The 23,508-nt window shown below is 67.3% G+C and carries 23 protein-coding genes; 7 read left to right on the top strand and 16 right to left on the bottom strand.

Annotation, left to right across the window (positions count from 1 at the left end):
- The first annotated feature begins 39 nt into the window (after positions 1 to 39).
- The 3 genes from FIU66_RS02480 to FIU66_RS02470 all read left to right on the top strand — a co-directional run bounded on the left by FIU66_RS02480 (position 40) and on the right by FIU66_RS02470 (position 5,114).
- Positions 40 to 1,041, top strand: a complete 1,002-nt coding sequence (locus FIU66_RS02480) for a polyprenyl synthetase family protein (RefSeq protein ID WP_167621235.1) — start codon at positions 40 to 42, stop codon at positions 1,039 to 1,041.
- A gap of 291 nt (positions 1,042 to 1,332) precedes the next feature.
- Positions 1,333 to 2,700, top strand: coding sequence for an ammonium transporter (locus tag FIU66_RS02475; RefSeq protein WP_210254093.1), 1,368 nt, complete (start codon positions 1,333 to 1,335; stop codon positions 2,698 to 2,700).
- A gap of 161 nt (positions 2,701 to 2,861) precedes the next feature.
- Positions 2,862 to 5,114 (top strand): transglycosylase domain-containing protein, encoded by a 2,253-nt coding sequence (locus tag FIU66_RS02470; protein WP_167621233.1) that lies wholly within the window; start codon positions 2,862 to 2,864, stop codon positions 5,112 to 5,114.
- 70 nt (positions 5,115 to 5,184) lie between these two features.
- Here the strand turns inward: FIU66_RS02470 and FIU66_RS02465 are convergent, their stop codons facing one another.
- On the bottom strand, positions 5,185 to 5,799 hold the full coding sequence (locus tag FIU66_RS02465; protein WP_240544720.1) for a phospholipid-binding protein MlaC: 615 nt from the start codon (positions 5,797 to 5,799) through the stop codon (positions 5,185 to 5,187).
- A complete protein-coding gene (locus FIU66_RS02460) occupies positions 5,774 to 6,541 on the bottom strand; it encodes a VacJ family lipoprotein (RefSeq protein WP_235986154.1) in 768 nt (255 codons plus the stop codon). Before FIU66_RS02460 ends, FIU66_RS02465 begins: the two co-directional genes overlap by 26 nt.
- Positions 6,542 to 6,672: 131 nt before the next feature.
- On the opposite strand from FIU66_RS02460, the gene FIU66_RS02455 reads away from it, so the two are divergent.
- Together FIU66_RS02455 and FIU66_RS02450 are read left to right on the top strand one after the other, a co-directional pair.
- The gene (locus FIU66_RS02455; protein ID WP_167621232.1) at positions 6,673 to 8,424 is read left to right on the top strand and encodes a type I secretion system permease/ATPase; all 1,752 of its coding nucleotides are present in this window, start codon (positions 6,673 to 6,675) and stop codon (positions 8,422 to 8,424) included.
- Between the two features lie 239 nt (positions 8,425 to 8,663).
- Positions 8,664 to 9,929 carry an HlyD family type I secretion periplasmic adaptor subunit gene (locus FIU66_RS02450; protein WP_370528955.1) on the top strand — a complete coding sequence of 422 codons (1,266 nt, stop codon included), beginning with the start codon at positions 8,664 to 8,666 and terminating at the stop codon, positions 9,927 to 9,929.
- 61 nt (positions 9,930 to 9,990) lie between these two features.
- Here the strand turns inward: FIU66_RS02450 and rnr are convergent, their stop codons facing one another.
- From rnr to FIU66_RS02430, 4 genes are read right to left on the bottom strand one after another with little or no spacing between them, the layout of a single operon-like run.
- Complete coding sequence (rnr, locus tag FIU66_RS02445; protein ID WP_167621231.1) at positions 9,991 to 12,234, bottom strand: ribonuclease R; 2,244 nt, start codon at positions 12,232 to 12,234, stop codon at positions 9,991 to 9,993.
- Between the two features lie 11 nt (positions 12,235 to 12,245).
- The gene (locus FIU66_RS02440) at positions 12,246 to 12,662 is read right to left on the bottom strand and encodes a GNAT family N-acetyltransferase (RefSeq protein WP_167621230.1); all 417 of its coding nucleotides are present in this window, start codon (positions 12,660 to 12,662) and stop codon (positions 12,246 to 12,248) included.
- Positions 12,659 to 13,795 carry a succinyl-diaminopimelate desuccinylase gene (gene dapE / locus FIU66_RS02435; protein ID WP_167621229.1) on the bottom strand — a complete coding sequence of 379 codons (1,137 nt, stop codon included), beginning with the start codon at positions 13,793 to 13,795 and terminating at the stop codon, positions 12,659 to 12,661. The genes FIU66_RS02440 and dapE overlap by 4 nt, the downstream gene beginning before the upstream one ends.
- Before the next feature lies 1 nt (position 13,796).
- A complete protein-coding gene (locus FIU66_RS02430; RefSeq protein WP_167621228.1) occupies positions 13,797 to 14,561 on the bottom strand; it encodes a sulfite exporter TauE/SafE family protein in 765 nt (254 codons plus the stop codon).
- Positions 14,562 to 14,730: 169 nt separating this feature from the next.
- On the opposite strand from FIU66_RS02430, the gene FIU66_RS02425 reads away from it, so the two are divergent.
- A complete protein-coding gene (locus FIU66_RS02425; RefSeq protein ID WP_167623357.1) occupies positions 14,731 to 16,329 on the top strand; it encodes an acyl-CoA dehydrogenase family protein in 1,599 nt (532 codons plus the stop codon).
- A gap of 79 nt (positions 16,330 to 16,408) precedes the next feature.
- Positions 16,409 to 16,888 carry an META domain-containing protein gene (locus FIU66_RS02420; protein ID WP_167621227.1) on the top strand — a complete coding sequence of 160 codons (480 nt, stop codon included), beginning with the start codon at positions 16,409 to 16,411 and terminating at the stop codon, positions 16,886 to 16,888.
- On the opposite strand, the gene recO is transcribed toward FIU66_RS02420, so the two are convergent.
- The 10 genes from recO to FIU66_RS02370 all read right to left on the bottom strand — a co-directional run bounded on the left by recO (position 16,882) and on the right by FIU66_RS02370 (position 23,487).
- The gene (gene recO, locus FIU66_RS02415; protein ID WP_167621226.1) at positions 16,882 to 17,619 is read right to left on the bottom strand and encodes a DNA repair protein RecO; all 738 of its coding nucleotides are present in this window, start codon (positions 17,617 to 17,619) and stop codon (positions 16,882 to 16,884) included. The two genes, FIU66_RS02420 and recO, sit on opposite strands and share 7 nt — an antisense overlap.
- Positions 17,619 to 18,050 carry a VOC family protein gene (locus tag FIU66_RS02410; RefSeq protein ID WP_167623356.1) on the bottom strand — a complete coding sequence of 144 codons (432 nt, stop codon included), beginning with the start codon at positions 18,048 to 18,050 and terminating at the stop codon, positions 17,619 to 17,621. The genes recO and FIU66_RS02410 overlap by 1 nt, the downstream gene beginning before the upstream one ends.
- A gap of 51 nt (positions 18,051 to 18,101) precedes the next feature.
- The gene (rarD, locus tag FIU66_RS02405) at positions 18,102 to 19,013 is read right to left on the bottom strand and encodes an EamA family transporter RarD (RefSeq protein ID WP_167621225.1); all 912 of its coding nucleotides are present in this window, start codon (positions 19,011 to 19,013) and stop codon (positions 18,102 to 18,104) included.
- Between the two features lie 41 nt (positions 19,014 to 19,054).
- Positions 19,055 to 19,390 (bottom strand): DUF1491 family protein, encoded by a 336-nt coding sequence (locus tag FIU66_RS02400; protein WP_167621224.1) that lies wholly within the window; start codon positions 19,388 to 19,390, stop codon positions 19,055 to 19,057.
- Positions 19,383 to 20,303 carry a GTPase Era gene (era, locus tag FIU66_RS02395; protein WP_167621223.1) on the bottom strand — a complete coding sequence of 307 codons (921 nt, stop codon included), beginning with the start codon at positions 20,301 to 20,303 and terminating at the stop codon, positions 19,383 to 19,385. Before era ends, FIU66_RS02400 begins: the two co-directional genes overlap by 8 nt.
- On the bottom strand, positions 20,300 to 20,989 hold the full coding sequence (rnc, locus tag FIU66_RS02390) for a ribonuclease III (protein ID WP_167621222.1): 690 nt from the start codon (positions 20,987 to 20,989) through the stop codon (positions 20,300 to 20,302). Before rnc ends, era begins: the two co-directional genes overlap by 4 nt.
- Positions 20,986 to 21,780, bottom strand: coding sequence for a signal peptidase I (lepB, locus tag FIU66_RS02385; protein WP_167621221.1), 795 nt, complete (start codon positions 21,778 to 21,780; stop codon positions 20,986 to 20,988). The genes rnc and lepB overlap by 4 nt, the downstream gene beginning before the upstream one ends.
- Before the next feature lie 75 nt (positions 21,781 to 21,855).
- Positions 21,856 to 22,266 carry a holo-ACP synthase gene (acpS, locus tag FIU66_RS02380; protein ID WP_167621220.1) on the bottom strand — a complete coding sequence of 137 codons (411 nt, stop codon included), beginning with the start codon at positions 22,264 to 22,266 and terminating at the stop codon, positions 21,856 to 21,858.
- A 28-nt stretch (positions 22,267 to 22,294) separates the two neighbouring features.
- Positions 22,295 to 22,756, bottom strand: coding sequence for a hypothetical protein (locus tag FIU66_RS02375; RefSeq protein ID WP_167621219.1), 462 nt, complete (start codon positions 22,754 to 22,756; stop codon positions 22,295 to 22,297).
- Positions 22,753 to 23,487, bottom strand: coding sequence for a pyridoxine 5'-phosphate synthase (locus FIU66_RS02370; protein ID WP_167621218.1), 735 nt, complete (start codon positions 23,485 to 23,487; stop codon positions 22,753 to 22,755). Before FIU66_RS02370 ends, FIU66_RS02375 begins: the two co-directional genes overlap by 4 nt.
- Between the last annotated feature and the right edge of the window lie 21 nt (positions 23,488 to 23,508).

Genomic DNA, 23,508 nt, shown 5'->3' with positions numbered 1-23,508 from the left:
GGGCATGGCAAGGGACGGGCGCGGCAAAGGGGTAAGGCCATGGGTGTGCAGGAAAACGTCCAGAAACCGCTGGATCGGCTGTCCGAGGCGCTTGGCGCCGAGATGGAGGCGGTCAACGTCCTGATCCGCGGCCGCATGTCCAGCGAGAACGCCCCCCGCATCCCCGAAGTGACCGCCCACCTGATCGAGGCTGGCGGCAAGCGGCTGCGGCCCATGCTGACCCTGGCCGCCGCACGCATCATGGGCTATGGCGGGCCGTTCCATATCCACCTGGCCGCAACGGTCGAGTTCATCCATACCGCAACCCTTCTGCATGACGATGTCGTGGACGAAAGCCGCCAGCGGCGCGGTCGTCCGACAGCGAACCTTTTGTGGGACAACAAGTCCAGCGTGCTGGTCGGCGATTACCTGTTCGCGCGCAGCTTCCAACTGATGGTCGAACCCGGCAACCTGCGCACGCTGGAGATCCTGTCGAATGCCGCCGCCACCATTGCCGAGGGCGAGGTGCTGCAACTGACCGCCGCCCAGGATCTGCGCACGGACGAAAGCATCTATCTGAAGGTGGTGCGAGGCAAGACCGCCGCGCTGTTTTCCGCCGCGACCGAGGTGGGCGGCGTGATCTCGGGCGCCCCGGCGGAACAGGTGCAGGCGCTGTTCGATTATGGCGACGCCCTGGGCATCGCCTTCCAGATTGTCGATGACCTGCTGGATTACGGCGGGGCGACCGAAACCATCGGCAAGAATGTCGGCGACGATTTCCGCGAACGCAAGCTGACCCTGCCGGTCATCAAGGCGGTCGCCAAGGCAGATGCGGAAGAACGCGCCTTCTGGTCGCGCACCATCGAGAAGGGCGACCAAGGGGACGGCGACCTGGAACATGCGCTTGCCCTGCTGGCCCGACACGGCGCGATGGAGGCCGCCCGCGCCGATGCGCTGCGGTGGTCGGCCACCGCCAAGGCCGCGCTGACAAAGCTGCCCCCCCACCCGATCCGCGACATGCTGTCCGATCTTGCGGATTTCGTCGTCAGCCGCGTCGCCTGACCGTCAGCCAGTCACCTTTCCCGTGACACCGCTCGCCCTGCAGGCGGGTTGGTCCCTGTCATGCAAGCCCAGCGGGCATCCCGAAAACCGGCACTGCCTGCAAAACGGGCGACCCTCGTCCGTTCCGCCCATTGGGCGGGCATTCCCTGTCTGGCCCCGTTCCGGCATTGCCCGAAGCCTGTGCAAGCCCCTGACCTGCGCCGCATGAAAGGGCGTCGGCGGCGCGTCCGGTGCCGCATGGAAGGGGATTTGATGATGACAAGGGCTGCTCCCTTTATTGCCGGTGCCGCGATGCTGATTGCGGCGCCTTCATTCGCACAGGATGCCGCGGTCGCGGTCGAGGCTGCCGTTCCGGTGCCGGACAAGGGTGACACGACCTGGATGCTGGTTTCGGCGATCCTGGTGATGATGATGACGCTGCCGGGGCTGGCGCTGTTCTATGGCGGGCTCGTGCGGGCCAAGAACATGCTGTCGGTGCTGATGCAGGTGCTGACGGTCTTCAGCCTGATGGCGATCCTGTGGGTGGCCTTCGGATACTCGCTGGCCTTCACCGGCGCGGGCACGGCCGAGGACGTGACCTTCTTCACCCCCTATATCGGCGGGCTGTCCAAGATGTTCCTGTCCGGCGTCGGCACCGATTCCGTGGTCGAGGGCTTCACGGCAGGCGTGGTCATCCCCGAACTGTCCTTCGTGATCTTCCAGATGGCCTTCGCCTGCATCGCATCCGCCCTGATCGTCGGCGCGACGGCGGAACGGTTGAAGTTCAGCGCGATCCTGATGTTCATCGTGATCTGGTTCGTCTTCTCGTATCTGCCGATGGCCCACATGGTCTGGTGGTGGGGCGGTCCCAGTGCCTATGACGCGCCTTCGGGGCTGCTGTTCGGCCATGGCGCCCTGGACTTCGCCGGCGGCACCGTCATCCACATCAACGCGGGCGTTGCGGGCCTGGTCGCCGCGATGGTCGCTGGTCCCCGCCTGGGTTACCGCAAGGAGTTGCTGGCCCCCCACAACCTGTCCTTCACCCTGATCGGCGGCTGCCTTCTGTGGATCGGCTGGTTCGGCTTCAACGCAGGCTCCAACCTGGAAGCCAACGGCCTGACCGCGCTGGCGATGATCAACACCGCCGTCGCCACCGCCGCGGGCGTGCTGGCATGGTCCTTCGGCGAATGGGCCTTCCGCGGCCATCCCAGCCTTTTGGGCGGGATTTCCGGCGCCATCGCGGGCCTTGTGGGCATCACCCCGGCCGCGGGCTTCGTTGGCCCCATGGGTGCCATCGCCATCGGCCTGATCGCGGGCCTGCTGTGCATGTGGTTCGTCATCAGCATGAAGCCGCGCATGGGCATCGACGACAGCCTGGACGTGTTCGGCATCCACGGCATCGGCGGCATCATCGGCGCGATCCTGACCGGCGTCTTCGCCGCGCCATCGCTGGGCGGGACGGGCGTCTTCGATTACGGCGCCAACGCGGTGGCCGATTTCTCGATGGGCGCGCAGGTCTGGAACCAGACGCTGGGCGTGGTGATCGCGATCGTCTGGTCGGGCGTTGTGTCCTTTGTGGCGATCCACATCGTCAAGGCGCTGATCGGGCTGCGTGTGACCGATACCGACGAACGTCAGGGGCTCGACATCACCACCCATGGCGAAAACGCCTACAACTGACATCACATACCCTGCAGGAAAGGCCCGGCGCGTCCCGCCGGGCCTTTTTCATGCGCAAATCACGGATTGGTGCGGGCAATTCCCCTGTGCTGATTCTTCGTGTAGGGTGCGGACCAATTTGGCCGGCGAACGGCCCTGGGCAGAAACGCAGGCATCTACGCATGAAACGACCGACCGGCACCCCGAAGCGCACGGGCCGCAGCCCTGTTGCCGACAAGCGCGCCTCCGCCACGGAACAGAAGGCGCCGGTCCGCCGCCACAAGGCTCCTGCCCGGCGCGGCAATGTCGTGGTCCGCACCATCGCGGGGACTGTCGGCCTGATCTGGCGCATCCTCTGGGGATCGATGTGGCGGCTGGCGATGGTCATGATCCTGATCGTGGGCGGCGCGACCGCCTATTTCTACGCGACGCTGCCCGAACCCGAGGCCCTGTTTGATGCCCGCGCGCGTGGCTCGGTCACCATGCTGGACCAGGACGGCAAGGTCTTCGCCTGGCGGGGCGAAACCTATGGCGCGGTGACCAGCGACCGCATCGCACCGGTCCTGAAGGAAGCCGTGATGGCGACCGAGGACCGCCGCTTCAACTGGCACCTGGGCGTCGATCCGATCGGCATCGCCAGCGCCATCAAGATCAACCTGTCCGAAGGCCGCGGCGCGCTGGAAGGCCACGGCGGATCCACCATCACCCAGCAGGTCGCGAAACTGCTGTGCCTGGGCGACAGCTTCGACCCGATCCGCTGGAAGAACGAGGCCGAGTTCGAACAGGACTGCCGCGTCACCTCGCTGTGGCGCAAGATCAAGGAAGTGCCTTACGCCTTTGCCCTGGAAGCCAAGTATTCCAAGGACGACATCCTCAACATCTACATGAACCGGTCCTACATGGGCGGCGGCGCGCGCGGCTTCGAGGCCGCGAGCCAGCGTTACTTCAACAAGCCCGCCTCAGACGTGAATGCGTCCGAGGCCGCGATGCTGGCGGGCCTTCTGCAGGCGCCCAGCTATTTCGCGCCGACCGCGAACCTGCAGCGTGCCCAGAACCGGGCCAGCGTGGTCCTGGGCCTGATGACCGAGGAAGGCTACCTGACCCCCGCCGAGGCCGAGCAGGCCCGCGCCAATCCCGCGCAACTGTCCCAGGCGGCCGAGGCGCGCGCCGGCGGATACTTCGCCGACTGGGTGATGGAATCCGGCCCCGGCTTCCTGACCAGCGAGACGACCGAGGACGTGACGATCCGCACGACCTTCGACCCGCGCATCCAGACGGCGGCGGAACGGGCGCTGAAGCGCATCTTCGACGAGAAGGTCAGCGACAATTCCAAGGCCGAGGCCGCCGTGGTGGTGATGTCGGCCGACGGCGCGGTCCGGGCCATCATCGGCGGGCGCGACAGCGTGGTGAACGGCGCTTTCAACCGCGCGGTCCAGGCCAAGCGCCAGACCGGGTCCAGCTTCAAGCCCTTCGTCTATGCCGCCGCGCTGGAAGCGGGCTATGGTCCCGGCGACCGGGTCGAGGACGGACCCCTGACCATCCGCATTCCCGGCGGCCGCCCCTGGTCGCCCCAGAACTATACCCGCCGCTTCTATGGCAACGTGACGCTGACGACGGCGCTGAAGCAGTCGCTGAACACCGCCACGATCCGCCTTCAGGAAGCCGTTGGCCGCGACGCGGTGCGCCGCATCGCCCACGACTTCGGCATCGTCAGCAACCTCACCACCAGCCCGTCGCTGGGCCTGGGCGCGTCAGAGGCGACGCTGATGGAACTGACCGGCGCCTATGCGGGCATCCGCAACGGCGGCACGGCGGTGGCCCCCTATGGCCTGGTCGAACTGCGCATCGCGGGCGACGACCAGCCCCTGATGGGCCAGTCTGGCGGCATGGGCGCCCGCGTCATCAGCCAGCGGGCCGCGGGCCAGTTGATCTACATGATGCAACAGGTGATCGAAAGCGGGACCGGCGGACGCGCGAAGATGGGCTCGCGCCCCGTCGCGGGCAAGACCGGCACAACCAGCAGCTATCGCGACGCCTGGTTCGTGGGCTTTTCCGAACAATACGTGGTCGGCGTCTGGATGGGCTATGACGACAACACGCCCCTGAAGGGCGTGACCGGCGGCGGCTTGCCCGCCGAGATCTGGCAGGCCGTGATGACCGACATCCACGAAGGCCTGCCGGAACTGCCGCTGTCCACCGTCTCGCCCGACGGAAGCGGGATCCTGTTGTCGAACGACGGCGCGCCCAAGGTCGTGACCTCGGGTTCGGCGGACGATCCGCTGGCGGCCGCGCTTGCGGGGGCCGTCAACTCGGCCAACCCCGCCCCGGGGGTGCCGACGCAGGTCACCGCGCCCCAGACGCCCGGCGACAGCAGCACCGCCAGTTCGGATGATGCGCTGAGCCGGGCGCTGAACGGGATACTGGGGGGGAACTGATCCCCCCATCACCACAAGCAAAAGCCCGGCTTTCGCCGGGCTTTCTTGTGGCGCAATCTGCGAGGCGACGTTAACCCGACGCCTGCAAATCCGCGGTCAGCGCCGCCAGATCGCCGCGGCGCGCCGTCAGCATGGCGGCGATCTCGGCGCGTTCGCTGGCCAGCATGTTCACGCCCTCGATGATGATGTTGAAGAACTTGTCGCGGCCGGACTTGTTCGACACGTGCCACTCGACCTCCATGGGGGCGCGTCCGTTCAGATAGGCGACCGAGGTCACGGCATAGAAGCTTTTCAGCGGGCGCGCGCCCATCACCTCGATCTTCGAGCCGACGAACTCGCGGAAGCGCTTGCCGTACTTGCGGCCGATATAACCCTGGAAGGCTTGGGTATAGGCGGCAAGGGCGCGCGGATCGGCCTGCCGGGCGGCGGGACCAAGGGCCGAACGGGCGATCACGTCCACATCGGCATAGCGGGCGAAGATCGCTTCGAAATCCCGATACATCTGCGCCGGCTGCTGGCCCGAGTTGATGACCCTGTAAACCTCGCCCAGGGCCGTGTCGATCAGCGCACGGGCCTGGTTCGCGTCCAACGACCAGCCGCGTATCGGTGCCAGCGAAAAGGCGGCCGCGCCGCCGATCAGCGCCAGGACGCCGCGCCGGTCATTCGGCATAAGGGTCGATGGCATCCTGCGCGGCGGTATCGGCATATGGGTCAATCTCGGCCCCTCCCTGGTTCAATTCGTGGCGGCGGTGCATCAGATAGATCAGCCGCACCTGGGCATAGCTATCCGCACTGCCTTGCAGAACACTATCCACGGTGTCCCCGAAACGCGCCCGCTCACCAGCTTTTGACGCGACCCGTAGGCCAAAAGCCGCCCATGCGCCGTCGCGGTGCAGCAGATGATAAAGCGGGTCGATCGCCAGATCGACGACCTTGCCCACGGCGTCCCGCTGGGTCGAGGGACCAAGGACGGGCAGTTCCAGATAGGCGCCCTCGGGCACGCCCCAGACGGCCAGCGTTTCTCCGAAATCGGTGTCCTGCTCGGGCAGGCCGAAGTCCTTGCCGGCCGGATCCAACAGGCCGCCCATTCCCAGCGTCGTGTTGACCGCAAAGCGGAAAAAGTTCTTGATCGCGGGTTCGGGTCGGCCCTGCAGGACGCTGTTGACGACCTTGCCAGGCAGCGACAGGTTGGAGCCTGCGTTGATGACCAGATCCATCGCGCCCGTCTGGCCCGGGGCCTTCTCGCCCGACGACACCAGGTTCGAGACCGGCGCGATCACCGTGCGGTCCAGACCCTTGTTGAAGGCATGGACGCGGCGGTTCTGCGCTTCATAGGGGTCGTTGACGCGGATGCCGTCCTGCATCACAGGTTCCGACGCGCAGCCGGCCAGAATCAGGCCAAGGGCCAGCGAAGCGAAAAGGGACAAGCGAGGCAAAGGATCTCCTAACCTTTTCGGAATATGACAAGGGGCATGACCGTAGGCAGTATCTTCGCATACTGGCGTGCAGGCCCTGCGGCAAGGCCGGCACCGCCGGTTGATGAATGAAGGATGGTTGAATGAGCAAGTCGCCCGCTTTCCAGGAAGGCGCCAAGGAACTGCGCAAGGCCCGCGCCGCGGGCCTGCCGCTGCTGGGCGCGGTGGCGCTGTTTTCGGCGGTCGTGAACCTGCTGATGCTGACCGGTCCGCTGTTCATGCTGCAGGTCTATGACCGCGTCCTGGCATCCCGGTCGGTCGAGACGCTGACGGCGCTGTTCGTGCTGGTGGTGTTCCTGTTCCTGCTGATGGGGTTCGTGGACTTCATCCGGGCGCGCGTGATGCAGCGGCTGGCCGCGCGTTTCCAGGACAAGCTGGAAGGGCGGGTGTTCACCGCCGCCCTGCGCGAGGGTGCGATCTCGGGCGACGAATCTGCGGCGGCGGCCAGCGGAATGCGCGACCTGGACACGGTCCAGCGGCTGATCGGATCGCCGGTGCTTCTGGCGGTCTTCGACCTGCCCTGGGCGCCCCTGTTCCTGGCGGCCGTCTATATCTTCCACCCGCTGCTGGGCGTGGTGGCGACCATCGGCGGCGCGATCCTTGTCGTGTCCACGCTTGCCAACCGGACCCTGACGAAGACGCCGCTGCAGCAATCCAATGTCGCTTCGGCCCAGGCCCAGCGCATGGCGGATCTGTACCGGGACGAGGGCGAGGTCATCGGCGCCCTGGGGATGCGCGGCGCGACCTATGCCCGCTGGCGCAAGGCCAGGGCCGAGGCGCAAGAGCAATCGGTCCGCGGTGCAGACCTTCAGTCCGGCTTCACGGTCTTTTCGAAAAGCTTCCGGCTGTTCCTGCAAAGCGCGATGCTGGCCGCAGGCGCATGGCTTGTGCTGCAGCAGGCGGTGACGCCCGGCGCGATGATCGCAAGCTCGATCATGATGGGCCGCGCGCTTGCGCCGGTGGAGCAACTGGTCGGCGGCTGGCCGATGGTGCAGGCCGCGCAGGATGCCTGGGAACGGCTGGCCCGCCTGCTGTCGCGCCAGCCCGCCCAGGTGCCGCAGACGCCCCTGCCCCGCCCCGAGGCCGTGATCGAGGTGCGCCAGTTGTCGGTCGCGCCTCCGGGGCAGAACGTGGCGACCGTGCGCGGCGTGACCTTCGCCGTGGCGCCGGGGCAGGCGCTTGGCGTGATCGGCCCGTCGGGTGCCGGCAAATCGACCCTGGCCAAGGCGCTGATCGGCGCATGGCCGGTCGGCGCGGGCTCGATCCGGCTGGGCGGCGCGACGCTGGACCAATATGACCCCGACGTGCTGGGCAACATGATCGGCTATCTGCCGCAGCAGGTCACGCTGTTCGACGGCACCATTGCCGAAAACATCGCGCGCCTGTCGCCCGATATGGACCCGGCCCGCGTGGTTCGCGCCGCCCAGGCGGCTGCGGCGCACCAGATGATCCTGGATCTGCCGCAGGGCTATGACACGCGGATCAGCCAGGCGACGGGCCGGCTGTCGGGCGGCCAGATCCAGCGGGTCGGCCTGGCGCGGGCGCTGTATCCGGACCCGGTCATGCTGGTGCTGGACGAGCCCAACTCGAACCTCGACAACGAGGGGTCGATGGCGCTGAACGCGGCGATCCGCCGGATCAAGGCGCAGAACGGCTGCGTCATCATCATGGCCCACCGGCCGGCGGCGATCAACGAATGCGACCTGCTGCTGGTCATGGAACAAGGGATGCGCCGTGCCTTCGGGCCGCGCGACAAGGTGTTGCAGGAAATGGTGCAGAACTCGGCACAGATTCTCAAGTCCCAGGAAGCCGGTCGCACGGGGGGCGTATCATGAGCGACGACCAGAAGAAGCCCGAAAGCGGCCAGACCCCCGCCCCGCGTCCCGGCGCGATACAGACCGGCATCCTGTCCAGCCGCATCGCGCCGCCGGTTGACGCACCGCTTCCCGGACCTCAACCGCGCCCCGCCGCGGCCCCCGCGCAGCCGGCCCCGCCGGTCGAGCCGCCGCAGCCCCCCGCCCCGCCCCGGCCGATCGCGCCGCCGGACCCGTCCCGCTGGTCCGTGCGCGGCGCGATGATCGCGGGGCTGGCCGCCATTGCCCTGCTGCTGGGCGGCTTCGCGGTTTGGGCAATCCAGAGCCGCATTGCCGGCGCGGTCGTCGCCTCGGGCCAGGTCGAGGTCGAACAGCAGCGCCAGGTCGTGCAGCATCCCGACGGCGGCGTGGTCGAGGAAATCCTGGTCAAGGACGGCCAGTCGGTCGAGGCGGGACAAACCCTGATGCGCCTGGACGGCAGCCTTTTGCGCACCGAACATGCCATCGTCGAAGGCCAGTATTTCGAGATCCTCGCCCGCCGCGGCCGGCTGGAAGCCGAACGCGCCGATGCCGAGACCATGGAAGTCCCACAGCAGTTGCTGGACGCGGCCTCGGGCAACGCCGAACTGCAGGATCTGGTCGAAGGACAGCGCAGCCTGTTCGAGACCCGCCGCGACACGTTGCGCCAGTCGATCGAGCAGCTTGAAAAGCAGTCCGAGCAGGTTCGCCAGCAGGTCGACGGCATCGACGCGCAGATCGTCGCGCTCGACCGGCAGCGCGAACTGATCGGCGAGGAACTGGAGGACCAGCAATCGCTGCTGGATCGCGGCCTGGCCCAAGCCTCGCGCGTGCTGGCGCTTGAGCGCGAGGCGGCAAGCCTCGACGGCCGGCTGGGCGAGTTGAAGGCCAGCCGCGCGGCCGCCGAGACGCGCCAGACCGAATTGGACATCCAGCGGCTGCGCCTGGGGGCCGAACGCCGCGAGGAAGCGGAAACGGAACTGCGCGACCTGGGTTACCGGGAACTGGAACTGGCCGAACGCCGGCGCGGCCTGACCGAACAGATCGACCGCCTGGACATTCGCGCGCCCGCCGCAGGCGTCATCTACAACCTCCAGGTGACCACGCCCCGTTCGGTGATCCGCCCTGCCGACCCCGTGCTTTACGTGATCCCGCAGGACCGCCCGCTGGTCGTCAGCGCGCGCCTGGCCACGATCAACGTGGACGAGGTTCAGGTGGGCCAGCCGGTGGTGCTGCGGTTCTCGGCCTTTTCGTCGCGCACGACGCCGGAAATCGACGGGGTTCTGGGCCGCGTCTCGGCCGATGCCCTGACCGACGAGGCGACGCAGATGCCTTATTACCGTGCCGAGGTCACGATCCCGGCCGATCAGCTTGAAAAGCTGGGCGATCTGGCCCTGGTCCCGGGGATGCCGGTCGAGGTCTTCATCCAGACCGGAGAGCGCAGCCCGATGGATTACCTGATGAAGCCCCTGGCGGACTACTTCAACAGGGCCTTCCGGGAAAGCTGACGGCGTGGGGGGCCAGCCCCCCACGCCCCCCGGGATATTGTCGCCAAGATGAAGAGGCGGCCTAGCGCTTGCGGCGGCGCTTGGTCGCGCGCTTGATTTCCGAAAGCCGGGACTTGGTGGACATGGGACGCGGTCCGCGCCTGCCCTTGCCCTTCTGCGGGCTTCGCGGCAGGGGCTGGCCCTCCAACTCCAGCAGGTCCAGCGTCAAGCCTCCGGTCATCGGGACTGCCTCGGCCAGGCGCACGGTGACCCGCTGACCCAGCCCGATTTCCAGCCCCGTATCGCTGCCGATCAGCATCTGCGCGTCAGGATCGAAGTGGAAATATTCGTTCCCGATGGCGCGGATCGGCAGAAGCCCGTCGGCCCCGGTCTCGTCCAGCTTGACGAAGGCGCCGAATTTCTGGACGCCGCTGATCCGGCCGGTCATCTCGGATCCCACGCGTTCGGACAGGAAGGCGGCCAGATAGCGGTCGGTCGTGTCGCGTTCGGCGGCCATGCTGCGGCGTTCGGTTTCGCTGATATGGGTGGCGGTTTCAGACAGGCGGTCCATGTCCTGGGGGCTGAGGCCGTCCTTGCCCCAGCCGTGGGCGGAAATCAGCGCCCGGTGCACCACCAGGTCGGAATAGCGCCGGATGGGCGAGGTGAAATGGGCATAGCTTTTCAGCGCAAGCCCGAAATGGCCGAAGTTTTCCGGGTGGTAATAGGCCTGCGTCATGGACCGCAGCGTGCTGATGTTGATCAGCTCGTCGAAATCGGTGCCTTCTGACTGGGCCAGCAGGCGGTTCAGGTGGCTGGTATGGAGCACCTGCCCCTTGGCCAGCGTAAAGCCCGAAGCCTGGGCGACCTCGCGCAGCGCGTCGATCTTGGCGAGGCTCGGTTCCTCGTGGACGCGGAACAGAAGCGGGCGCTGGCGGCGGGTCAGTTCCTCGGCCGCGGCGACATTGGCCAAGACCATGAACTCCTCGATCAGGCGGTGGGCATCGAAGCGTTCGCGGAAGTTGACCGACTTGACGCGGCCGTCCGGGGTCAGTTCGATCCGGCGTTCCGGAAGGTCCAGATCCAGCGGCTGGCGACGGGCGCGGGCATCCTTGAGCAGCCCGTAGGCGTGCCACAGCGGGCGGATCACGTTGTCCATCAGCGGCTCGGTCTGCGCATCCGGGTTGCCGTCGGCTGCCGCCTGCGCCTGTTCATAGGCAAGGCTGGCGCGGCTGTTCATCATGCCGCGATGGAAATTGTGGCTGATCTTGTTGCCCTGCGCGTCCAGCCGCATCCGCACCGCGATGACCGGCCGGTCCACGCCTTCGTGCAGCGAACACAGGTCGGCCGACAGCGCCTCGGGCAGCATCGGCACGACGCGGTCGGGGAAATAGGTGGAATTGCCGCGCAGCCATGCCTCGCGGTCAATGGCGCTGCCGGGGGTGACGTAATGGGCGACATCGGCGATGGCGACCCAGATGGTGGCGCCGCCGTCATCCTCGATATGGGCGGCGACCGCGTCGTCATGGTCGCGCGCGTCCGAGGGGTCGATGGTCACCAGGGGCAGGTCGCGCAGATCCTCGCGCCCCTTCATGGTGGCGGGCTTGGCGCCCTCGGCCTCGGCGATCACGGCGTCGGGGAAATCGTCGGGGATGCCGTGCTGGTGGATGGCGATCAGGCTGACCGCGCGGGGGGCGGAAGGATCGCCCAGCCGTTCGATGATCCGCGCACTGGGCAGGCCCAGCCGGCCCTTGGGTCCGACCTGCTCGGCCTGAACCAGTTCGCCGTTCTGCGCGCCCTGCGTGGCGTCATGGCGGACGCGCCATTCCTTGTCCTGGCCCTTGTCGATGGGGATGATCCGGCCGCCCTCGGCCTCCTTGCGGAAGATGCCGGTGATGCGGTGGGGCGCGGCCGTGATGCGGCGGATCAGACGGGCCTGATACTGGTAATCCTCGCCCTGCACTTCGACCAGGCGGCCCAAGAAGCGGTCGCCGCGGCCAAGCGCGGGGTCGCTGTCGCGCGGGGCGTAAAGGATGCGCGGCATCGGGCCGTCGCCGTGCCATTCCATCGGCCGCGCGAACAGGTCGCCCGACCCGTCCGGCGGCAGAAGTTCCAGCACCGTCACCGGCGGCAGGCGTTCCGCGTCAAGGTAATGACGGCGGCGGCGTTCCAGATGGCCCTCGCCTTCCAGTTCCTTCAGCAGGCGCTTCAGTTCGATCCGTTCGGCGCCCTTGATGCCGAAGGCCTTGGCGATGTCGCGCTTGGAATTGGCGTCGGGATGTTCCGCGACCCATTCCATGATCTGTTCCTTGCTGGGAAGCTGGGCCATGTTTCGGTCCTTCAAAGGTCGCGGGTCATGTCACGATGCGGGATTCCGGCATCGTCGTAAACCGGACCATAAGCGGTGAAGCCCAGCTTTTCATAAAAGCCAAGCGCATGGGTCTGCGCCCCCAGCTTGGCGCGCGTGATGCCCGGCTGGACCCGCAGCACGTCAAGCGCGGCCCGGATCAGCGCCGCGCCCAGGCCCGTGCCGCGCGCCTGCGGCAGCACGCAGACGCGGCCGATCTTGCCCGTGTCGCCGTCCAGCAGGATGCGGGCGCTGCCGATGGGCTGGCCGTCCTTGGTCGCCAGCAGGTGGAGGGCGCTGTCGTCCAGCCCGTCGATCTCGCGATCCTCGGGGACGCGCTGCTCCTCGATGAACACGGTGCGGCGCAGGGCAAGGCAGGCGGCAAGGTCTGTGGTCTGTTCGATCTTCATTCGAAATATTTTTCCAGGATCCGCTGATAGATGGTCTTCAACTGCTGGACCTGCGCCACGGGCACGCGTTCGTCCACCTGATGCATATAGGCGCCGACAAGGCCGAATTCGACCACCGGGCAGTGGTTCTTGACAAAGCGCGCGTCCGAGGTGCCGCCGCTGGTGGACAGGACCGGCTGGCGGTTCGTTTCCTGCGTGACGACGCTTTGCACCAGATCGACAAAGGGACCGGGCTGGGTCAGGAAGGCCTCTCCGCTGACATAGCTGTCGATGGTCAGGCTGACGCCCGTGGCTTCGGTCACGCGGGCGGCGCGGGACTTCAGTTCGGCTTCCAGGCTGGCGCCGGTATGCAGGTCGTTGAAGCGGATGTTGACCACCGCCCGCGCCGTTTCCGGGATCACGTTGGAGGCCGGGTTGCCGCAGTCGATGCTGGTGATCTGCAGGCCGGTGGGGTCGAAATGATCCGTTCCCCCGTCCAGCGGCGCGGCGATCAGGTCGTTCAGATAGGCCGTCAGCGCGTGCAGCGGGTTCTTCGCGCGGTGCGGATAGGCGGCGTGACCCTGCACCCCCTTGGCGGTGATGGTGTAGGTCGCCGATCCGCGACGCCCGATCTTCATCATCTCGCCCATGAACTCGGGGTTGGACGGTTCGCCCACGATGCAGGCCTCCATCCGCTCGCCATTCTCCTCCATCCAGTCCAGAAGGGCGATGGTGCCGTCGCGCGAGGTACCCTCCTCGTCGCCGGTGATGGTCAGGATCACCGCGCCGTCGGGGGGCGTCTCGCGCACGAAGTCGATGGCGGCGGCGACAAAGGCCGCGACGCCCGACTTCATGTCGGTGGCGCCGCGCCCCCAGATGATCCCGTCCTCGACATGGCCGCTGAAGGGGGGGTGGGTCCAGGACCCCAGGTCGCCGGGCGGGACCACGTCGGTATGGCCGTTGAAGCCCAGGGCGCGCGCCCCCTTGCGGCCCCAGCGGGCGAAGAGGTTCGGCGTGCCGTTGCGGTCGACGCGGTGGACCTCGAACCCGGCATCGGCCAGAAGGTCGCCCAGCAGCACCAGGGCGCCGCCTTCTTCCGGCGTGACAGAGGGGCAGCGGATCAGGCGGGCGGTCAGGTCGGCGGCATCGATCATGTCAAATCCAGTCTGAGAAGGCGCGGCGGACAAGGTTCAGGCCGGTGATGACCAGCAGGATCAGCGTCCAGCGGCGGAATTGTGCGACATCCATGCGGTCCTGCAAGGCAAAGCCCGCCAGCATCCCGCCGAAGGCCGGAATGCACAGGACCGCGGACAGCGGGATCGTCTGCGCGTTCAGGATGCCCGAGACCAGGTGGGCCACGGTCAGCCCGACCGCGCCCAGCAGGAAGACCACGCCCTGCACGCGGACCTGTTCGCGCTTGTCCACGCCCAGCGACAGCAGCAGCACGACCAGCGGCGGCCCCCAGATGCCGGACACGCCGCCGTAAAGCCCGCCGACGATGCCGGTCGCGATCTCGGCCCGGCGGCGGTGGTGGATGGGCAGGGTCATGGGCCTGCCCGCCAGTTGCCACAGCGCGAAGCCCAGGATCGGCAGGCCCAGCAGCGCATACATCAGCCCCTGCGGGATCTGCCGCGCCATCCCGGCCGACAGCATCAGGAAGACCAGCACCATGCCGATATGCCAGCGGAAGTTGCGAGTGGATTGCAATGCGGCGGCCGGTCCCTGGCGCAGGGCCTGATGGACGTTGGTGGTCAGCACCGGCAGGATCAGCGCGGCAAGCGCCACCTGCGGCGGCAACAGGGATGTGAAGGCCGAGGCCATGATCAGCGGCATGGCAAAACCGATCGCGCCCTTCACGAAGCCCGCGAAGCCCGTGACGGCGAAGATCGTCCAGAATTGCCAGGGATCCAGTCCAAACATGCCGGGCAAGCTAGCCGCCCTTGCAGGGAATGAAAATGCCGCATTCACCCGCATCGTGCGGGTCACATTCGTTCAACCTGAAACCACGCTGCGCATTATTGTTGCGCTGCGGATGCGAAGGCGCTACCCATGCTGCAATGCCGCAACGGGGTCCGAATCCATGAAAGACATGCCGCACCAGTTCGACACCGTCCTGTCCGAGCTTGCCGACCTGCAATCGCGCGCCACGGAAAGCGTGCGCGCCGCAGTCTCGCCCGCGGGCAAGATCGATGCCGAGGCGCTTGAACAGCACCAGCACATGGCCCACGCGTTGTCCTGGCTGGCGACCTATGTGGAATCGCTGCGCCAGCTTGCGGCATGGTCCGCGCGGGTCGGCGGCGAGATCGAGGGCCTGATCACCCGCATCGGCTTTGGCGAGTACCTGACCCAGATCGCGGGCGGCATCCCGATGAGCCAGACAGAGTTTGCGCGCCTGTCGGATCTGGGCATCGACTGGCAGCCCTCGGATGCGGCCCGCGCCCTGATGGCCGGCAACACGCCCGAGGCCCGCGCCCGGCTGGCCGCCCTGATCGCCGAGAACAAGGGCAGCGCGACCTTCGGTGCCTCGGGCCTGGACGAGGATCTGGAGATGATCCGCGACCAGTTCCGACGCTGGGCCGATGACAAGGTCGTCCCCCACGCCCATGACTGGCACCTGAAGGACGAGCTGATCCCGATGGAGATCATCGCGGAACTGGCCGAGCTTGGCGTCTTCGGCCTGACCATCCCCGAGGAGTTCGGCGGCCTCGGCATGTCGAAGGCCGCGATGGTCGTGGTCAGCGAGGAGTTGTCGCGCGGCTATATCGGCGTGGGGTCCCTGGGCACGCGCAGCGAGATTGCGGCCGAACTGATCATCGGCGGCGGGACCGACGCGCAGAAGGCCCACTGGCTGCCGCGTCTGGCATCGGGGGAAATCCTGCCCACGGCGGTCTTTACCGAACCCAACACCGGCAGCGACTTGGGCAGCCTACGCACGCGGGCGGTCAAGGACGGCGACACCTGGACGATCACCGGCAACAAGACCTGGATCACCCATGCCGCGCGCACCCATGTGATGACGCTGCTGGCCCGGACCGATCCCGACACGACCGACTATCGCGGACTGTCGATGTTCCTGGCCGAAAAGACGCCGGGCACGGACGCCGACCCCTTCCCCACCCCCGGCATGACCGGCGGGGAAATCGAGGTCCTGGGCTATCGCGGCATGAAGGAATACGAGCTGGGCTTCGACGGCTTCACCGTCAGCGCGGAAAACCTGCTGGGCGGCGTCACCGGCCAGGGCTTCAAGCAGCTGATGCAGACGTTTGAGTCCGCCCGCATCCAGACCGCCGCCCGCGCCATCGGCGTGGCGCAGAACGCCCTGGAACTGGGCCTGCAATACGCGCTTGACCGCAAGCAGTTCGGCAAGCCGCTGATCGCCTTTCCGCGCGTGGCCGACAAGCTGGCGATGATGGCGGTGGAGATCATGATCGCGCGGCAGCTGACCTATTTCAGCGCCTGGGAAAAGGACCACGGCCATCGCTGCGACCTGGAAGCCGGGATGGCCAAGCTGCTGGGCGCCCGCGTGGCCTGGGCCAGTGCCGACAACGCGCTGCAGATCCACGGCGGCAACGGCTTTGCCCTGGAATACCAGATCAGCCGGGTGTTGTGCGATGCACGCATCCTCAATATTTTTGAAGGCGCGGCGGAAATTCAGGCCCAAGTGATCGCCCGGCGGCTGTTAGGCTGATCGCGTTTCGTCTAGGGTGCTGCAACCAAAGCGGTTTTGCCGCATTCCCCTTCGACGATCGCCCACAGGAGCCTTGATCATGTCCCGCCCTGCCCGATTTGGCACATTCGGCGCCCTGACCGCCGCAGCCTTCGCCCTTGCCGCCTGCGAACCCACCACGCCGCCCGTGGATCCTGCCAACGACCGCGGCTTCATTCCGGGCGGCAGCTATGCCCTGGTCGGCATGGATGGCGCGACCGTGCCGCTGCGCAACATGACGCTGACCATCGCCGAGAAAAGCGTGTCCGGCCGCGGCCCCTGCAACGGCTATGGCGCGGTCAACAACGCCGAACTGCCGCTGGTGGCCCTGTCGCCCCTGCAGACCACCGGCGTTCCCTGCGGCAAGAACACCACCATCGAGAACCGTTTCTTCCAGGTCCTGCAATCCGCGACCGAGATGGAATATTACGGCGGCGTCCTGAAGGTGAAGTCGCCCCAGACCTGGCTGATCTTCGAACGCGGCGTGACCGAGGCGCAAGCGCAGGTGACCGCCCTGGACCAGGCCCGCGCGGGTCAGTAACCGGGTTTCTGCTGGCCCCGCGCCAGCCGGTCCACAAGACGCTGGCGGGCCGCCGGAACGGGCCGGCCCACCAGTTCACCGGCAATGCGCGTGGTCAGGAAATGGCCGGTGATCGCCAGCCCTTCTGCCAGACCCTCGCCGCGATTGTCGCCCGCCCCGCCCAGCATCCCCGGCAGGGGCAGCAGGCGGTCTGCCCATTCCCCCGCCCCTTCCCGGCTGACCGCGCGCCCGGACCGAGGGCTGACATAGGCCAGCCCGTCGCGCGCGCCTGTCACCGCGCAGGCCGACAGGTCAAGACCGAAGCCCATCTCCTCCAGCAGGCGGATTTCCCAGTGCAGGTAGTCGGCGCCCCAGTCGGCACCCGTTTCCATCCGGTCCAGCAGGCGTTCCGTGTCGCTGACCAGGGCCGGGTGCGGGTCGCGTTCGGGCAGTGCGAAGACCAGCAGCGAACAGACCGCGTTCAGCCCGGCAAGCGCCAGAGGATCGGCCATCAGCCCCGACCGCAGGCGCACGGGTTCGACGGCAAAGGTGCCAAGCTGGTCGTCGCGCCGCGCCCGCCATCGCAGATCCAGCCGCGTGCCGGGTTGCAGCATCGCCGCGCGCTTTTGCGACACGCCGCCGGGCACCAGCCCGGAATGGCGGCCGTGCAGGTCGGTCAAGACGTCCAGGATCACCGCCGTCTCGCCGTGGGTCCGGCGGGCCAGGACGGTACCTTCGGCCTGCCACTCCATCAGGCGCCGGGCAGGGTCAGCGACCCGTCGGCGGACAGGGGCCAGAAGGGATTGGTCGCGATTTCCCAGACATGTCCGTCGGGATCGGCAAAATAGCCGGAATAACCGCCCCAGAAGACCTTTTCGGGCCGTTTCAGGACCGTCGCGCCCGCGTCCACCGCCGCCCGGAAGACCGCTTCGGTTTCCGCATCATCCGGGCAATTCTGTGCCAGCGTGACAGCCCCCGTGCCAAGGGCCACACCGGGCCGCCCCTGGTCGGCGGCCAGATCGGCCAGCCCGAACAGGGCCAGAACCGCGCCGTTCATCTGGTAGAAGGTGACGCCCGGCTGGGAACCGGCGTGCGGCACCCATCCCCAGCCTTCATAGAACCGCCGGGCGCGGTCCATGTCGGCGACCCCCAAGGTGACAAGCGTGATGCGCTGACGGGTCAGGGACATGGAACCTCCGATTGCAGCTTGGCACGAGGCCGGGTGACTGCCAAGTCAGGACATCGCCCGGCGCCGCGCCCCTGCGCCACGCAGCATCGACAGGGTATAGATCACAAGCGCCGCCCAGATCATCGGAAAGGCGATCATCTGCGCCGCGCCAAAGGGTTCGCCAAAGATCAGCACCGCGGTCAGGAAGATCATCGTCGGCGCGATGTATTGCAGGATGCCGATGGTCGACAGCCGCAACTGCTTGGCAGCCGTCGCATAGCAGATCAGGGGCACTGCCGTCACCGGCCCGCAGGCGATCAGCAGCAGCGTGTCGGCCAGGCTTCCCGACGCGAAATGCGACTGCCCGCTTGCCCCCAGCCAAAGGACATAGGCCAGGGCGAATGGCGTCAGCAGCAGCACTTCCAGCGTGAAGCCCTGGGTCGGCCCCAGCGGCAGGCTTTTCTTGCAGAAGGCATAGAAACCCCAGGTCAGCATCAGCCCGATCGCCACCAGCGGCAGCCGCCCAAGCTGCACCGTCAGCACCACCACCGCCAGCGAGGCAAGCGCGATCGCCACCATCTGCGCCCGGTTCAGGCGCTCGCGCAGCAGCGTGGCCCCCATCAGGACGCTGAACAGCGGGTTGATGTAGTATCCAAGCGCTGCGTCAAGCGCGTGGTTGTTGCCCACGGCCCAGACATAGATCATCCAGTTCACCGAGATCAGCGCGGCGGTGATCAGCGCCATGCCCAGCAGGCGCGGCTGGCGCAAGGCGCCCGCGACCTCTCGCCAGCGGCGCTGCAGCAGCAGGACCGCAAGCGCGATGGGCAGCGACCACAGGACGCGATGGGCGATCACCTCGGACGGGGGGACGTGGGCCAGTTCCTTCATGAACAGCGGCAGAAAGCCCCACATGACATAGGTCGCGATGGCCAGGATCAGGCCACGGGGCGAATCAGCGGGTTGGGAAAGGCTGCTCATGCCGATTGCATAGGCTGCAAAAGAGGCCCGCGCCAGATGGATCAGGCAAGCCCGGCTTCGTCCAGCAGCGTCCGGCCATCGCGGCTTTCGATCTCGATCACCCACAGGTCGGGGTCGAAGCCGCGCTGCCGCGCGATGGCCTCATCGACCTCGCGTTCCGGGCCCTGGGCGATGACCTGCCAAGGGCGGCTGTCGCTGTCGAAATCCCATTCGCGGCCATAAAGCGCGGCGGTTCCGTTTAGCATGGCGCATTTCACCAGAACTGCACCGGCCGTTTCGTCGCCCCGCGCGGTCACATAGGCCGGGATATGGGCAAGCCCCAGCCGCGCCAGATAGGCCGAGACCCAGATGCCTGTCGCGAGTCTGGCTTCAGGCATCGCCGTCGCGGAAATCGAGTCCCATCTCGTTGTAGCGCTCGGCCTCGTCCAGCCAGTTCTCGCGCACCTTCACCTGCAGGAACAGGTGGACGCGGCGGCCCATGAATTCTTCCAGTTCGGCGCGCGCGGCCTGGCCCACGGCCTTGATCGTCTCGCCGCCCTTGCCCAGGACGATGCCCTTGTGGCCCGCGCGGGCGACATAGACGACCTGGTCGACCCTGGCAGACCCGTCCTTGCGTTCCTCCCAGGCTTCGGTTTCCACCGTCAGTTGATAGGGGATTTCCTCGTGCAGGCGCAGGGTCAGCTTTTCGCGGGTGATTTCCGCCGCGATCATGCGCATGGGCAGGTCGGCGATCTGGTCCTCGGGGTAAAGCCAGGGGCTTTCCGGCAGCGTTCCGGCCAGCCAGTCGCGCAACTGGTCGCAGCCATAGCCCTTTTCGGCGCTGATCATGAAGGTCTGCACAAAGGGGAAGGCCGCGTTCAGTTCGGCCGACAGGGCCAGCAGGGTTTCGGCCTTCACGCGGTCGATCTTGTTGATGACAAGCCCCACGGGGGTCTGGCTGTCCAGTCCCTTCAGCGATTCGATGATCGCCTTGGCGCCTTCGGTCAGTCCGCGATGCGCCTCGACCAGCAGCAGGATGATGTCGGCGTCGGCCGCCCCGCCCCAGGCGGCCTTGACCATGGACCGGTCCAGCCGGCGGCGCGGGCGGAAGATGCCCGGCGTGTCCACGAAGACGATCTGCGCCGCGTCATGGATGGCGATGCCGCGGATGCGGGCGCGGGTGGTCTGCACCTTGTGGGTGACGATGCTGACCTTGGCGCCGACCATCTGGTTCAGCAGCGTGGATTTTCCGGCATTGGGCTCGCCGATCAGGGCGACGAAGCCGGCGCGGGTGGATGTGTTGTCGGTCATGCGCGGCCCTCCAGCCGGTCCAGCAGCGCCTGCGCCGCCGCCTGTTCGATGCTGCGTTTCGTGCCCGCGCCCTGGGCCTGCGCCTCGCGACCGTCGGCCAGGCGCGCGGTGATCAGGAAGACGGGCGCGTGATCCGGACCGCTGCGTTCGGTCTGTTCATAGGCGGGCGGAGGCATTCCGTTCGCCTGCGCCCATTCCTGAAGCGCCGTCTTGGCGTCGCGGGGATCGTCCTCGAGCGTGTCGAGGCGGCCGCCCCACAGGCGCAGCACGATCCGGCGCGCCGCTTCAAAGCCCGCGTCCAGATAGACAGCGGCCAGCACGGCCTCCATCGCGTCTGCCAGCAGGGCTTCCTTGCGGCGGCCGCCCGACATCATCTCGGACCGTCCCAGCTTCAGCACGTCGCCCAGCCCGATCTCGCGCGCAATGGAGGCGCAGGTTTCACCGCGGACAAGCGCATTGTAGCGGGGGGCAAGCTGGCCTTCGCTGGCGGACTTGTCGGCGTCGAACAGCGCCTCGGCCATGACCAGGCCCAGAACGCGGTCGCCCAGGAACTCCAGCCGCTGGTTGTCGGGCCGGGTCGCGCTGGCGATGGATCCGTGGGTCAGCGCGCGCACCAGCAGTTCGGGACGCGCGAAGTCGTGCCCCAGCCGGGCCATGAAGGCGCGGATGTCGGCGCCGGGTTTCAATCGACCGCCTTGAAGAAGCGGTCCGCCCGCCAGGTCCAGAAATACAGAAGCGACCGCCCCGCGGACGAGAACATGATCCGGTCGGCGCGGCCGATCAGGTATTGTGACGGCACGAAGCCAAGGCCGCCGATTTCCTGCGGAAAACGCGAATCCTCGGAATTGTCGCGGTTGTCGCCCATGAAGAAATACTGGCCTTCGGGGACCGTGAAGGTGGGCGTGTCGTCGGCGAATGCGCCGTCCTGGATGTTCAGGATGTCGTGGCTGCGTCCGCCGGGCAGGGTCTCGGTGAAACGCTGCTTGATGCACTGGCCACCCTCGGCGACCGGATCGTTGACGCAGCGCGGGATCAGCCCTTGCGGCCCCTGCTGTTCCTTGATTTCCACGAACTCGCCTGCAGGGGTGACGGGCACTTCCTCTCCGTTGATCCACAGCCGGCCGTTGCGCATCTGGATCGTGTCGCCCGGCAGGCCGATCAGCCGCTTGATGAAATCGACCCCCCGCGTGGGGTGGCGGAAGACGACCACGTCGCCCCGTTCGGGTTCCGATGCCAGGATGCGGCCGCTGATCGGGCAGATCGAGAAGGGGCACGAATACTGCGAATAGCCGTAAGCCATCTTGTTGACGAACAGGAAGTCGCCGATCAGCAGCGTGTCCTTCATCGACCCGGACGGAATCCAGAAGGGCTGGAAGAACAGCGTGCGGAAGATGCCCGCGATGACAAGCGCCCAGAAGACGGTCTTGACCGTTTCCCACAGGCCTTCCTTTTTCTTGCCCGCCGTGCTGTCGGCCATGATGTCGTCCTTCGTCAACTAAGCGCGGGCGATTGGCCGCATTGGCGCGTTCATGGTCCCCGGCGGGGGGCAAAGTCAAGATTGGCTGGGACCGGGACGCGCCTCGATCACCACGAAAGCCTGCGCCCAAGGGTGATCGTCGGTCAAGGTGACGTGAACGATCGCGTGGTGGCCCGGCGGCGTCATCGCGGCCAGGCGGTCGGCGGCCCAGCCGGTCAGTTCCATCACCGGCTGGCCCGACCGCAGGTTGCTGACCGCCATGTCGCGCCAACTGATCCCCATGGCAAGCCCGGTGCCAAGCGCCTTGCTGCACGCCTCCTTGGCGGCCCATCGCTTGGCCAGCGTCCCGGCCTCGTCCCGGCGGCGGGCGGCCTTGGCCAGTTCCGTGGGCGTGAAGACGCGATGGCGAAAGCGGTCGCCGAAGCGGTCGAGCGTGCCCGCGATGCGCTCGATATTGGCAAGGTCGGTGCCGATGCCCAGGATCATGCGGCCCGTCCGATGCTGAAGGGGGCCGTCATTCCCGCACCTCGGTCCCGATCTTTCCGGTCTGCTGGTTGATCGTGACGACCAGCGTGTAGGGCTCGCCCTCGGGCGCGGCGTCGGCATAGCGGGTTGCGCGAAACGTCACCACCAGCCCCTGCTGGGAATCGTAGGTCGCCCGGCGCGAAGCGAAATCCAGGCCATAGAAGCCGATCCCGTTCGCCCCGATGACGCGGCATTGCCGCAGCCCCAACTCGTCGCGCGGTGGGCTGATGACGACCAGCTTCCAGGCGCCACCGGCGGGTTCCACCATGTCCAGCAACGCAAGGCGGACCTCGCCATTGGCATAGGTTGCCGTGTTCTGCTCCCACGGCTCGGCGATGGTATCGACACGCGGGCCGTCGCCGCAGGGCGTCACCTCGACCTGCTGGGATTGCGCTGCGCCCCCAAGCAGCGTCAAGGCGGTTGCCAGATGGATCATCCCCAGCCGGATCATGCCCGGGCCTCGTCCATGCAGCGCCGCATTTCCCGGATCGCGCCGTCAAGGCCGATGAAGACTGATTCCGCGATCAGGAAATGGCCGATGTTGAGTTCCTTGACCTGCGGGATGGCGGCGATGGGGCCGACGGTGTCGAAGGTCAGGCCGTGGCCTGCGTGAACCTCCAGCCCCAGGCTGTCGGCCAGCCGCGCGCCCTCGACCAGGCCCGCCAGTTCGCGGTCGCGGTCGGTGTGGCGGCCCTCGGTGTCGTAATCGCAATAGGCGCCGGTATGCAGTTCCACGACCGCCGCGCCGATCCGCGCCGAGGCCTCGATCTGCGCCGGGTCATGGCCGATGAACAGCGACACGCGGCAGCCGGCATCCCGCAGGGGGGCGATGTAGTCGGCCAGCATCGCCTCGTTTCCCGCCACGTCCAGACCGCCTTCGGTGGTGCGTTCCTCTCGCTTTTCCGGGACGATGCAGACCGCATGGGGGCGGTGGCGCAGGGCAATGGCCTGCATTTCCGGGGTCGCGGCCATTTCCAGGTTCAGGGGCAGCGTCAGGTTCGCCATCAGCGCATCGATATCGGCGTCGCTGATATGGCGGCGATCCTCGCGCAGGTGGGCGGTGATGCCGTCGGCGCCTGCCGCCTCGGCCATGCGGGCGGCGCGCAGCGGGTCGGGCCAGGGCGTGCCGCGGGCGTTGCGAATGGTTGCGACGTGATCGATGTTGACGCCAAGACGCAGCATGAAATCCCTCGTGCGGTTTTC

This window comes from Paracoccus sp. AK26 (assembly GCF_011801365.1).
Lineage (GTDB): Bacteria > Pseudomonadota > Alphaproteobacteria > Rhodobacterales > Rhodobacteraceae > Paracoccus > Paracoccus aerius.
Note: the sequence above shows the minus strand (reverse complement) of the source record. Positions and strands in the feature narration are given on the sequence as shown.